Genomic DNA, 13,035 nt, shown 5'->3' on the forward strand with positions numbered 1-13,035 from the left:
TAAGCTTCCCAGTCTTTCCAATGTGTTGCAATGTTCTTGATTTCCTCAACAGTCGGCTTACTATTTAATGCTAATTGATTTTTTAAGGCATTATGAAGACCCACATCTGCAATAGGAAACGAGGTTGGATCTTGTATGCATTTCATCAGCACATAATCAGCTGTCCATGCACCAACACCCGAATTGACATTAAGAAATTTTTGCTTTCTAAAAAATCTTCCTGTTGAAGCAATTTTTCTTTTGTTAATTGTCCGTTTGTCATGATTTTTGCAATATTTATAATGTACTCAGATTTTCTAGCTGTAAATTGTAAGCTTCTTAAATCGTCCACTTGAATAGCAGCAATTCTTTCAGATGTCGGAAACAGCCAATAGGATTCTCCTTCAAATATTAAGCATTCTCCAAATTGTTCTACAAATCGTCTTTTTAATGTGTATGCGAATGTTAAATTAATTTGTTGTCCAATAATTGCCCATACGAGGGCTTCAAATAAATCTGGCATGCCTATTATTCGTAATCCATAGTATTTTTTAACGAGAGGCTGCAAAATTTTATCTTTTTGAGCCATTTCATAAAAACTGCTCAAATTTTTTTCTAAATCGAACCATTGCCAAATGTACTGTGCAATTTTTTCTAAGGCTCTTTCAGATGGTGCGTGTATTGGAAATTCAACTTTGATACAAGTTGATTGATATCCTATTTTACATAAAATATTTTGTCCATCCACTTGAAGCAATTTATATAAATAGCCGTTTTTTATTTGATGCAGCACCTCTTGCTTAGATCTATTTAAGAATATTAAACACTCCGTATAATTAAATGCTGCAGGTGGATTAATCACAATATAGGTTTCGTTATTGATCCAATTCATGTCCTTAACTCCTCACAAGGTTTCGATATTCACTTGGTGAACAATATTTTAAGTTCCGAAACACTTTATAAAAGTTTGATGGGCTATGAAATCCGGCTTCATAGCAAACCTCAAGATTTGTATAGCTTGTATTTTTTAAAAAATATACGGCTTTATCTATTCTTATTTTTTCTAAATAAGCTCGCGGTGTTTCACCAGTTTCTTGTTTAAATAGGCGTTCAAGATGGAAGGGACTTATTCCCACATAATTAGCAATATCCTGTAATGTTAATCGTTGTTTATACTCATTTATTAAATAGGCTGTTACTTTTTTGATGAGTTGAGTATGCGGAGAGAGTTCCACTTCAGGCTGGCACCTTTTACATGCACGATATCCAGCACTCTCAACTATTTGAATATCATCGTAAAATTCTACATTTATTTTTTTCGGCTTTCTCGATTTACATGAAGGACGGCAATAGATTTTAGTAGTCTTTACAGCTGTAAAAAATAGCCCATCATATGTTTGATCACAGGCCATAATTTTCTCCCACATTTCCTCAAATGAAAGATTGATTTTGTTGTTCACTATTCCATCCCCTTTGCAGCCTATTTCTCATATAAAAACGCCGTATTTTGCTTCTCCAGTAATTGGCTAGCATTCATTTTTAAATAAGCTATTATTTTGTCTGATAGTGCATTGCCGAAGCTAAAACGTTTAACCCCTAGTTCTTTAAGCTTATTAAAATCCGTCAGTTCAGGTAAAGAAAGTAGATTAATGGGTACATCTATATTCAAAGTTATTTCTCTTATCTCCTCATCATCTGTTAATCCTGGAATAAATATGCCACTTGCTCCGCCCTCCACATAAGCCTTTGCTCTATTCATAGTTTCCATAAATGGATTCTGAAGCTGAAAATACGTATCTGTTCTAGCATTAATATAGAAATTTTTATAACCATGATTATCTAACATCGTTCTCATTTCTGCTAGAAGGTTACAATGCTCTTTTAACTTACGTAATCCCTTTTGTTTTTTGAGTGAATCCTCAATATTGATACCTGCAACACCAACATCTGCCGTCCTTAAAACATTTTCTAAAATTGTTTTCTGATGATCATGTCCATATCCCGCCTCAATATCTGCAGAAACAGGTATTTTTACATTGTCTGCAATTGATTTAATAACGGCTAAGTGTCGATCAAAATCAATTAACTCACCATCTGCATACCCAAATGAATTGGCAATCCCCCAGCTTGTTGTACCAATTGCTTTGAAGCCCGCTTTTTCTAAAGTTAACGCAGATAATAAATCCCACGCATTACCTATAAATAATAGCTCTTCAGCTGAATGTAGTTCATTGAATTCCTGAATTTTTAACATCATGATGCCTCCTTGTTGTTTATTAGCCATCATATTATCAGGAAATAGATATTCATTTCGTCCTCATTCTTGCTCTTATGGTCTTTGACAATAATCAAAGGATTCCTAACCGAATTATCTTCTTTTTATCCGTAAAGATCCTAAACATAGAATAAAGTGTGATATATTTACATAATACTCTATTTTTAGAGCACCTTATTTTACCTTTCATCAGCTTAACTAGTAACTGAAGGATAGGGATTAGGATAGGAGAAAAAATACATGATGAAAAATAAAATTATAAAAACCAACCTGTTATTTTATTTTTTTATCGTACTTATATTTACTTTTACACAATTCAGCTTACCATGTCATGCTGCAGAACTATCAGAACCTACTGTATTAGGAAAGCATTATGATGTTTTTCGTGATCCTTCAAAAAAAATTACGATAGAAGATTTATTAAGTAGCACATATGACAATTCATTTGTCGCTAGTAAAAACAATTATTTATTCTTTTGGCATACGGATGATACAATTTGGCTACGATTAGATACCGATAAACTATTAAAGGATAAACAGGAGTCTTACTGGTTAGAGGTAACAGACAAACTAGATAACATTGAAATGTACTTAGTGAAAGAAGATGGTTCCTATCGTGTTCAAAAAAGAGGAATTTCAAATATGGATGATCAAAACATTCATTATCGTTCGAATTTATTCCAAATCGAAGAACCAACCGTCAAAGAAATTTATATAAAATTAGATGGTGAATTACCATTAAATGCAATTTCTTATCTTTTTACAACGGATAGCTTTATCAATAAAATTATTGATTATAAATATTTAACAGGAATTTTTTATGGATTCTTATCTGCTTTATTAATTTACAATTTATTTTTATTCTTTTCGTTAAAAGAAAAGGCCTACTTTTACTATGTTTTGTATATGTTTAGTTTTATCCTCTATCAAGCTACATTGAATTCTTTAGATATTGAATTAGCAAGTCAATATTTGCCTAAATGGTATTTTATAAAATCTTCCGCTATAAGTGGGAATCTTTTACTTTTGTTTATGATTCTATTTTGTAAGGAATTTCTTGAACTAAAAAAATATTTACCTCGATTCCACAAAATCGGAAATTTACTATTATGGATCACTATACTTTCTTTAATTGCTTCATTCATTGTCCCTGATGTTACGATTGCAAACAATTTTACAATTATTTTGGCTGTAGTTGTCTTTATTTCTCTTTGGTTATCAGGAATATTTGTGTTGTTAAAAGGTCAGAAAATGGCTAGATTTTATATGGTAGGTTGGACTGTTCTGCTTGGTTCCATCATTGTACAAGCATTGGCTTTTTTAAGTATAATTCCATTCCATCCAATTATATTTGAAGAAGTTCCTGCAATTGGTGCTATTTTTGAATCTATATTTTTGTCATTAGCATTAGGCGATAAAATTAATATTATTAAAAAAGAGCATCAAGAAATGCAAAAAATGCTAAATGAAACGCTCGAACATAAAGTAAAAGAACGGACACAAGAGCTTGAGAGAGCTAAACTTGAGCTTGAAAAATTAGCAAATACAGATCGACTTACTCAAATTCCAAATCGTGTAAGGTTAGATTTTGTGTTAGAAGAAGCGTTTGAACATGCTCAGCATCATGAGACTATGTTTTCTATTATTCTACTAGATATTGATTATTTTAAAGAAGTCAATGATGAGTTCGGCCATCAAGTAGGAGACTTAGTTTTAATGAACGTAGCAGAGATATTGAAAAATACGATTCGAGAGCAAGATACAGTTGGAAGATGGGGTGGTGAGGAGTTTTTAGTTATTTGCCCTCAAACTACACTAGATGATGCTGTTAAGATTTCTGAAAAACTTCGTCAACAATTAGAAAATTATCAATTCCCTATTGTGCAGCGAAAAACTAGTAGTTTCGGTGTAACTAGCTATATAGATGGCGATACACGAAATACATTATTATCAAGATGTGATTTAGCACTATATCAAGCAAAGGAACGAGGCCGAAACTGTGTTGAATTTTTAATAGATGATGTCAATGACAGGATTTCTTGTACGTAATAGACTACCCATTACGGAGTGGTCTATTTGTTGCGCTATTCAACTAAAGAACTACATTACAGTGAAGAAGAATTCTCACCTCGCACTGAAATTGCTCTAGATGCAAATTGAAGAGTATCTGTAAAGGTGGCAATTTGTGGAAAAATCCAAAATCGTCCTTTGCAAAAATCCCAAACCTGTGTCTTAGTCTAAGCCTCTTCATTGATTGAACATAGCCTATACTATATCAATTGAAGGGAGTTATAAAAATGGTATATCCAATGCGTTTTAATGACGGACGCCGATTTTCCCCAGGTATGAGCCCATTTGGGAGACCCTTTTTTCCAGGTATGAGCCCATTCTTTCCAGTCGGGAGACCTTTTTTCCCGGTTAGCCCATTTTTCCCAGTTAGCCCGTTTTTCCCAGTTGGGAGACCCTTTTTCCCCGGCCCCGGCTTTGGACCTCGTTTCCGTAGATGGTAGGAATTCTTTTTTGAACTACCTACTGAAAAGTAGCTTAAATCCGCATTCATCTCACCACCTATAGAGGTGGAATACTTCTGTACCCGTCGCTACTCTTTCGCTACGAAAACACTTGTACCTGTCGCTACGCTTTCGGTACGAAAAACATTTGCTGAAAGAAATTAAATAGCAACTAGCCCCCGCAATCGTCGAGGGCTTTTTTGCGAGTGAATTTTATGCTCTGTGCAGACTTTATTGCTCGTGGATCTCTGTTTCCCCTCTGTTTTTTACTCTATATTCGCTCGAGTCACTCGCTTTTCGCTCTACTTTCTACTAAATTCGCTCAAGTAGCCTTACTTTTGGACTAAATCCTTCATATCTAACTCTACCAAAAAAACCCTTTTAGCAATACTACTAAAAGGGATTCCAATTATTTCTGCCAATTATTAAGTTCCTTTAACAACTCAGGTAGCTGCAATTTCTTAACATCAATCGGTGGTAACGCCTTGACAAATTCCTTACCGTACGACTTTGTTGAAATGCGGCGGTCTAAAACGATAAAGGCTCCTTTATCCTGTGATGAACGGATTAAACGACCAAAGCCTTGTTTAAAACGCATGATAGCTTCTGGTAGTGATAGCTCATTGAAAGAATTGCGACCTTGTGCGGTAATATGTTTTGCTCGCGCTTTAAATACAGGCTCTTCCGGTGATGAGAACGGCAGGCGTACAACGATAACCGATGCAAGAGCGTCACCTGGAACGTCTACACCCTCCCAGAAGCTGTTTGTTCCAAAAAGAACGGAATGGCTAAACTTTTGGAATGATTTCAGAATTCGCATACGGCTACCACCCGTGACTCCTTGTGCAAAAAGCATATAGTCATCCAGGAGTTCGCTATCTTGAATAAGCTCCACTGTTTTCCGTAGCATGTCCTGAGCGGTAAATAGAACAAAACAACGTCCTTCAGTCATTCGTACGGTACGTGTAATCGCATGGGCGACCGCTTCAATATATTCGTCCTGTGACACATGTTGTATATCAGGCATATCGGTGACAATAAATGCCTTCGCACCTGAATAATAGGATGGTGGAGCTTGCAGCTTTATTACTTGAACGCTATCAGAAATACCGAGTTGGCGCGTCACAAAACGCTCATTACCTGGCACCGTTAAAGTTCCAGAAGTCCATACTATACTTGCCTGCTTACGAAGTGGTGCCAGTACTTTTTCAATGATAGACGTGACATTAACAGGCTTTTTAAAGACATGTAAGCTTCCAGGTACGCTCCGTAAATCAAATTCTAACCATACTGAATTATCATCCTGTGGCGATAGGAAAATTTCCTCCCACTCCGCGATTTTTACTTTTAATTCACGGATCCAATAATGCCATTCCGATAATATATAGAGCTCATTTTTATCTAATTGTTCAATATTATTTTCAAAGGCCATTCCTACTTCTGTCGCAACATCAAGCCACTGCTGTGTGAGCTTACTTACTTGTAGAAGCGGTTCTTTTGCCAGCGATACATCCTCTAAAAATAATGTGCATTTACTACTAGCTTGCTTCCCTTTTATTTGTTGCTGCATTTTTTGTACAGCCCGTTGCATAGTTTCATCGAATGTCCGTTGTAGACGTATAAATTGTGCATCTAGTCGCTGCAAGCTTTGCATAGAAACGCGGTGTTTTTTCTTAGCGGCCTGACTAAATTGCTGGAACAAAGCAGTTTCCTCCATCGTTCCGATTTGACCGAAAATGTACTTCCACTGTGTATAGGAGAAGACAATTTCATCCTGCTGCATGGCTGATTGTATAAATTGATGTGCTTCGTCAATGATCCATCCGTCAATTTTTGTAAAGATCGGTGTTTGACGGACTAAATCACTAAGTACCATTGAATGATTCGTTACAATGCAATCGGCAAATTCACTATTTTTTAACGCTTGCTCATAGAAATCAAAGCTCTTTGAAGGTTTTTCATCAGGCATTTTGCGGATTTTCTCTAAAAATAGCTGTCCGCCCCCAGATACATTAAGCTCGCTTAGTACACCTGTTTCAGTTTTTGTCAGCCAGACAAGAATTTGCAAAATCGTAAATGTATCATCATAAGTTTCATCAGCATAAGCCATACATTGCTCAAAGCGTGCAACGTCAATATAATGCTGCATGCCCTTAAGAACAGCAATATTTACTTTAGTACCAAGGATTTTTTCAATCTTTGGGAGCTCTTCCTCAACAAGCTGTTCCTGCAAGTGTGACGTATATGTGCTAATTGCAATTTTTTTATCGACTGCTCGAGCATACAAAATCGCAGGAAGTAGATAACCTGCTGTTTTACCAATACCTGTTGATGCCTCTATCACGCATTCTCTTTTGTCATTGAGCGCTTGCCAAATAGTGTCCATCATCTCAAATTGCGCTGGTCGTTGCTCAAAATTCGACATAGCTTTTGTCATTAATGCTGTTTTGTCAGCTGCTGTTTGTGGATATGATACAATCTCCGCATGATTTGTATACTTTTTTCGTCCATCACAAATAGCCAAATTACGGTAGTAGGAGACATTCTCATTAACAGTTACATGCTGTCGTTTAATTTGAAGAGCCTCAAAGAAAAGCTGGGATAAATTTGATTTTAATCTGAATGAACGTTTATGCATTTGTTCAAGAGTTAGCTGTGGGAGACTGAGTAGCTCCTTCCAGCAATGTTTAAAGAGCTCAGCCGTTGCACGGGCATCGTCATCCGCTCGGTGTGCATTTGTTAGCTCTATATTTAAATCTGCCGCTAAATCACCTAGCTTAAAGCTGAGTGACATTGGGAATAATATTTTGGCAAGCTCAACCGTGTCCATCTTTTTACCTTGCCATTTTGGTAAACCCGCACGCTTGAACTCTGCTTGTAAAAAAGATAAGTCAAAATCCGCATTATGCGCGACGAATACACAATCAGCAAGCAGTTCATATATGTAGTCGGCATGTGCCTCAAACGGCAAGGCATCCTTTACATCCTCATTCGTAATATGTGTTAAATCCTGAATGAAAGTTGGAATAGCTTTACCTGGATAAATAAACTTCGTATACGTTTGTTCAATTTTCCAATCTTTCATAATAACAATTGCTATTTGAATCATTCGGTCCCCATTTGCCGGTGAATGACCGGTCGTCTCTAAATCAACAATTGCATACTTTTGACTTTCCATCATACATCTCAACTCACAGTTCACATTAGATAGATGAATTTTATCATATATTTGGCTCAGCGGCATCCCTCCGCCTTTCAGATTAAACATAAAAAGAAGCATGTACAATTTGTACACGCTTCCTCTCTACTACATCACTGTTGCTTCTGGCTCATAGGATATCATTTCTTTAATTGCATTACCCTCGCCCATAATGGCTACTGTTGGCTTATGATCTTTTGCCTCTTTGTTATCGACATACACATAAGAAATAATAATCACAATATCTCCACGTTGTACGAGGCGTGCTGCTGCTCCGTTTACACAAATAACGCCTGATCCACGTTCGCCTGCAATAATATACGTTTCAAAACGTGCGCCATTGTTGTTATTGACGATATGCACCTTTTCGTTTGGTAACATCCCTACTGCATCTAAAATATCCTCATCAATTGTAATAGAACCAACATAGTTTAAATCTGCTTGTGTCACTGTAGCACGGTGGATTTTACTGTTCATCATCATTCGTAACATTTTACAATCCTTCTTTCACATTAAAGATACAATTATCAATTAAACGAGTTTTACCAATATAGACAGCTACTGCTATAAGCACTTGCTCCGTCTCAGTAGTTGCGGGTATTAAATCCGGATACGCTAATAGTTCAATATAATCTGTATGGCCATGTGTACGTGCTGCAATATGTGCCTTTGCTTTAGCAAGCGCATTCGCTGCATCACCATTCGCTAAAAAGCTATCACGAGCAAGCTGTAGCGCTTCATTAATGGCGGGTGCCTCAAGACGCTCCGCTTCACTTAAATAGACATTACGAGAGGATTTCGCTAAACCGTCCGCCTCCCGTACAATGGGTACTACTCGCATTTCTAAAGGGAAATTAAAATCGCGTACCATCGTAGCAATAATAGCAACCTGCTGTGCATCTTTTTGTCCAAAATAAGCTCGTGTCGGCTGTGCTAGGTGAAATAATTTTGAAACGACTTGTAAAACGCCATCAAAATGTCCTGGACGGCTCGCCCCACAAAGAATTGTTGCCTGTTCACCCGCATGAATACGAATACCACCATCATGCGGATACATTTCTTCAACACTCGGTGCGAAAACAATATCTACACCGACAGACTCTGCCAAAGCAGTATCCCGTGGCAAATCACGCGGATAGCTTTCAAAGTCTTCGTTTGGTCCAAATTGTGTTGGGTTGACAAAGATACTCATCACAACTAAATCATTTTCGGCACGAGCTGTTTTCGCTAGCGTTAAATGACCCTCATGTAAATACCCCATTGTTGGAACGAGTCCAATTGATTTTTGAGCTTGCTTAGCTGCTTGGATTTCTACGGTTAATGCTTGGATTGTAGTGACGATTTTCATTACTTTACGCCCCCATATAGCTGATCCAATGCTTCCTCTTTCATTGTGAAGAAATGCTTCGGCGCAGGGAATGTACCTGCCTTGACCGCTTCTACGTAACTAGCAATTCCACTGCTTGCTTCTTGGCCCATATTAGCAAACTGTTCCACAAATTTTGGTACATGATGTGAACCGTAGCTTAACATGTCATGATAAACCAAAACTTGCCCATCAGCCTCAACACCAGCTCCAATGCCGATCGTTGGAATAATAAGATTAGCGGATACCATCTCTGTTAGCTGATGCGGAATACATTCTAAGACGACTGCACACGCTCCAGCCTCTTGACATTTTTTTGCATCTTCAATGAGTTTCGTTGCCTGTTCAGCTGTTTTACCCTGAACTTTGTAGCCACCAAGTACTCCCGCTGATTGAGGTAGTAAACCTAAATGAGCTACCACCGGAATGCCAGCTGACGTTAATTTACGAATTGCTGGTAGAACATCGTCTGCACCCTCTAACTTTAGTGCATCTGCTCCTGTTTCCTGCATCATAGATACAGCCGTTTTCAACGTTTCGTGTACATCACCGTGATACGAACCAAATGGCATATCCACAACAACAAACGAATTCTTTGCCCCTCGGCGCACTGCTTTTGCATGGTGAACCATATCGGCTACTGTTACTGGCATTGTAGAATCATAGCCTAGTACTACCATACCTAGTGAATCTCCCACTAGAATCATATCGACGCCTGCTTCCTCGGCAAATTTTGCAGCAGGATAATCATATGCCGTGAGCATAACGATTTTCTCACCTGCTGCCTTCATCTTTAAAAAATCTGAAGTTGTTTTCATCATGTAGTCCCCCTTTTTAAGGGAAGAAAACAGAAAAACCCCTCTGTTCCTAAAATGGACAGAAGGGTAGTGTTTCGTTCGTTATCAAAAATCACCTCTTGTTTTTGAGTAGAGGCCATAACTTAATAATGGGATACGTAATCAAATCTCTTTGAGAGAATTGCCCATTCCATTGAATCAAGTTATATTTTTGAACGCTTGTTTTCTTCCGTCCCTGTCATATAAAGATCAAGGCAGATATTTATTGTAAATAGTTCTTACGTTTTGAAGGTGCCGTTCACAAAAGGATACTGCCCTTCGCACATACTATAACAGATTACCCTAGTAATCTTCAAATATTATTTTCTAATAATTACGATCAATAACTATTACCAAATTCAAACCATTCGTTTCTGAAAGTTTGATTTTCGATAAACTTCAAACACTGTAAATAGGAACAGGGCAAATAAAAATGTGAATAAACCAGACGTTACATTTGTAACTGGTACAAAGACATTCCAAAATGAATTAATTAAAGCGTGGAAAATAATACAAAGAAAAATACTTTTAGTGGAGAGGTAAATAATTGTCAATAAAAAGGATAGTGCTAAAGCTGTTAGAGAAAACCATAGGAAGTTCATGTTCATTTGATTTGATCCAATGACAAACCATAATGGCAAATGCCAAACTGCCCAAATAACGCCTACAATCATTGTACTTGTGAAAGGAGACCATCTTTTTTGTAATGTAGGCTGTAAAAAACCACGCCAGCCAATTTCCTCCAATCCCCCACCAATAATCATGATCGGCAATTCAAGTAACGCCAGATACATTGGATTCTCCATAATCGCTCCACCCCATAGAGTTGGTAAAAAACAAGCCGCAAATGCGAATCCGATTGCAAATAGGTACCAAGAAACAGGAAGCTTAGGATTTTTCACATTAAAAATAAATGATTTGAACTCTTCTTTAGTCGAATATTTCTTTTTCAACCAAATCTCACAAATTGCAGGAGTAATTCCGCCGAGAATAAATAATAGCATTGATATTGCATTGCCAAACTTCAGCAAATTTAGCTGTGTTAATAAGGCTAAACTACCCGATACGAAAAACATATACATTTCTTAAAAAATGTAAACATCTCTACTGTGACACAACTTATATCTTCCGACTTTCGTATTTGTGTCTTCCTTATTCTCCGAGCCTGGTTTCACCGAAGCTACTGCCATTTTGTATGACTCTCCAAAGGCTTAAATTCCGCAGTATCGTTGCGTACACATCCAAGGTTTAGTGTCAGTTAAATTCCTTAGATTGAGTAATTTGCTAAGTTAATGCTTGCGTTCAAATCTCTATCCAACTTTAATCCACAGGAGCAGATAAATAATCTGTCTTTCAGTTTCATATCGGATTTGATTTGTCCACAACAAGAACAAGTTTTTGATGATGGAAACCATTTGTTGGCTTCAACAAATTCAATTCCGTATTTTTGACATTTGTATTGAATTTGCCGTTTGAATTCATATAGCTTTTGTCCGGCTACCGCCTTCGCCAGATGTTTATTTTTCATCATACCTTTTACATGTAAATGTTCCATTACAATACGAGATGGCTTGGTTTTCACAATCTCATTAGAACATTGATGTAAATGATTTGTTCGGATATCGTTAAGTCGCTTATATAAATTACGGATTTCAGTGTTTTGTTTTTGAATATTTTTCATATTCTTTAAAGGTGTTTTATAGATTGGCTTTCGGTTTTTAGTATACTCTTTCGTGTTGGCTTCGAGCTTACGAGCTTGTTTTCGTTGTTCTCGCTTCAACTTTCGCTCTAATCGTTTGACTTCTTTGGCTTTGTTGATGTTCTTTTTGAACTTGCCATCAGAACAAACTGCCAATTTTTCGATCCCTACATCAATCCCTATACTTTCGCCTGTCAAATCATATTGCTCAAATTCTTGCTCATATCCAATGGATAGGAACCAATTTCGTCCGTCAAATGAGATGCGTGGATTCGAATATTTATGACCTTTTTTAAGCTTAGGAAGCGCAATGCAAGTTTTTACATTGCCAATCTTTTCACCTCTAAAACCTTCATTTGTTCGTTTTAAACTTTCGTAATTTACATAAAAGCTAACTTTACTTCTTCGTCTGCTTTTGAACCTTGGCTTTTCAGTCAAGCCTTCGAACCAACGCTTTCTAGCAATATCGGCATCTTTCACCGCCTGTTTCATCACATTGCTTCCGACTTCCTTTAGCCATTTATGCGTTGATGGTTTCAGTTCATTATTGATTTTCTTCCGAACTTCGGCCTCTTTGACTGTACGCTTCTCGTCGTTATAAATACGTTCGCTTTCAGCCAAGAAATAATTGTAAGCCCATCTCACAGTCCCCGCAGACTTCCAAAACAAAACCTCTTGTTCTTTAGTTGGTTTTAGTCTTATTTTTGTCGCCAATATCATTGTTTTTCCACCTCGTCAATCAATCGTTTAACTTTCTTTGGCCGAATAATTTTTTGACTTGGTGTACTGACTCGACAATAGCCAATTACCAACTTTTGTGTGTCTAGTGCATAGCCGAACTGTTTTAATTGTTCAACAGAGTAATATCTCGTACCGCCAGAAGATACATTCTCGCCCTTTGTTTCCATTCTTCTTAGCGTTACAACATTTACACCAGCACGTTTAGCAAATTTCTCAATGGACATTAATTCCATGTGTACCACCTCTCTTTCACTATGATAAAATCACATTACCCTGTTTAGAGAGGTTGTTAACATTTTTATATTTGCTTTGTATATATTTTTCTTGTTCACACGAAGGCGCAACCCTCAATGCAGTCTTTCTCTCACGAGTAGACCTCTTATGCTTTCACATAAGCGCAGACTATATCTTCATCTTATCTTCTGATAAG

Annotated in this window: 10 protein-coding genes and 1 pseudogene; 1 reads left to right on the forward strand and 10 read right to left on the reverse strand. The window is 37.1% G+C overall.

All coding sequences use genetic code 11. From position 1 onward, the window contains the following. Nucleotides 1-145: 145 nt before the first annotated feature. Genes ACFXN8_RS18355 through ACFXN8_RS18365 form a run of 3 tightly spaced genes read right to left on the reverse strand, consistent with a single transcriptional unit; the run spans nucleotide 146 to nucleotide 2,233 of the window. Nucleotides 146-871 carry a DNA-3-methyladenine glycosylase family protein gene (locus tag ACFXN8_RS18355; RefSeq protein WP_386847106.1) on the reverse strand — a complete coding sequence of 242 codons (726 nt, stop codon included), beginning with the start codon at nucleotides 869-871 and terminating at the stop codon, nucleotides 146-148. Between the two features lie 4 nt (nucleotides 872-875). Further along, the gene (locus tag ACFXN8_RS18360) at nucleotides 876-1,439 is read right to left on the reverse strand and encodes a bifunctional transcriptional activator/DNA repair enzyme AdaA (protein WP_386847108.1); all 564 of its coding nucleotides are present in this window, start codon (nucleotides 1,437-1,439) and stop codon (nucleotides 876-878) included. A 20-nt stretch (nucleotides 1,440-1,459) separates the two neighbouring features. Then, nucleotides 1,460-2,233: an isocitrate lyase/PEP mutase family protein gene (locus ACFXN8_RS18365; protein WP_386847122.1), complete on the reverse strand. Its 774-nt coding sequence runs from the start codon at nucleotides 2,231-2,233 to the stop codon at nucleotides 1,460-1,462. A 261-nt stretch (nucleotides 2,234-2,494) separates the two neighbouring features. Here ACFXN8_RS18365 and ACFXN8_RS18370 point away from each other — a divergent pair, with 261 nt between their 5' ends. Next, the gene (locus ACFXN8_RS18370; RefSeq protein WP_386847110.1) at nucleotides 2,495-4,303 is read left to right on the forward strand and encodes a sensor domain-containing diguanylate cyclase; all 1,809 of its coding nucleotides are present in this window, start codon (nucleotides 2,495-2,497) and stop codon (nucleotides 4,301-4,303) included. Nucleotides 4,304-5,173: 870 nt separating this feature from the next. Here ACFXN8_RS18370 and dinG read toward each other — a convergent pair. The 7 genes and pseudogenes from dinG to ACFXN8_RS18405 form a co-directional block, all read right to left on the reverse strand. Then, nucleotides 5,174-7,945: an ATP-dependent DNA helicase DinG gene (gene dinG, locus ACFXN8_RS18375; RefSeq protein WP_386847112.1), complete on the reverse strand. Its 2,772-nt coding sequence runs from the start codon at nucleotides 7,943-7,945 to the stop codon at nucleotides 5,174-5,176. 126 nt (nucleotides 7,946-8,071) lie between these two features. Then, a complete protein-coding gene (gene panD, locus ACFXN8_RS18380) occupies nucleotides 8,072-8,455 on the reverse strand; it encodes an aspartate 1-decarboxylase (RefSeq protein WP_386847114.1) in 384 nt (127 codons plus the stop codon). A 1-nt stretch (nucleotide 8,456) separates the two neighbouring features. After that, nucleotides 8,457-9,311 carry a pantoate--beta-alanine ligase gene (panC, locus tag ACFXN8_RS18385; RefSeq protein ID WP_386847116.1) on the reverse strand — a complete coding sequence of 285 codons (855 nt, stop codon included), beginning with the start codon at nucleotides 9,309-9,311 and terminating at the stop codon, nucleotides 8,457-8,459. Beyond that, nucleotides 9,311-10,147, reverse strand: a complete 837-nt coding sequence (gene panB, locus ACFXN8_RS18390) for a 3-methyl-2-oxobutanoate hydroxymethyltransferase (protein ID WP_386847124.1) — start codon at nucleotides 10,145-10,147, stop codon at nucleotides 9,311-9,313. Before panB ends, panC begins: the two co-directional genes overlap by 1 nt. A 377-nt stretch (nucleotides 10,148-10,524) precedes the next feature. After that, nucleotides 10,525-11,247, reverse strand: a complete 723-nt coding sequence (locus ACFXN8_RS18395) for a CPBP family intramembrane glutamic endopeptidase (RefSeq protein ID WP_386847118.1) — start codon at nucleotides 11,245-11,247, stop codon at nucleotides 10,525-10,527. Nucleotides 11,248-11,432: 185 nt separating this feature from the next. Next, nucleotides 11,433-12,584, reverse strand: a complete 1,152-nt coding sequence (locus tag ACFXN8_RS18400) for an RNA-guided endonuclease InsQ/TnpB family protein (protein ID WP_386847120.1) — start codon at nucleotides 12,582-12,584, stop codon at nucleotides 11,433-11,435. A 50-nt stretch (nucleotides 12,585-12,634) separates the two neighbouring features. Then, nucleotides 12,635-12,838: pseudogene (locus tag ACFXN8_RS18405) on the reverse strand (MerR family transcriptional regulator); the annotation flags it as partial. Between the last annotated feature and the right edge of the window lie 197 nt (nucleotides 12,839-13,035).

It is taken from the genome of Lysinibacillus sp. NPDC059133 (assembly GCF_042755925.1).
Classification (GTDB): domain Bacteria; phylum Bacillota; class Bacilli; order Bacillales_A; family Planococcaceae; genus Lysinibacillus.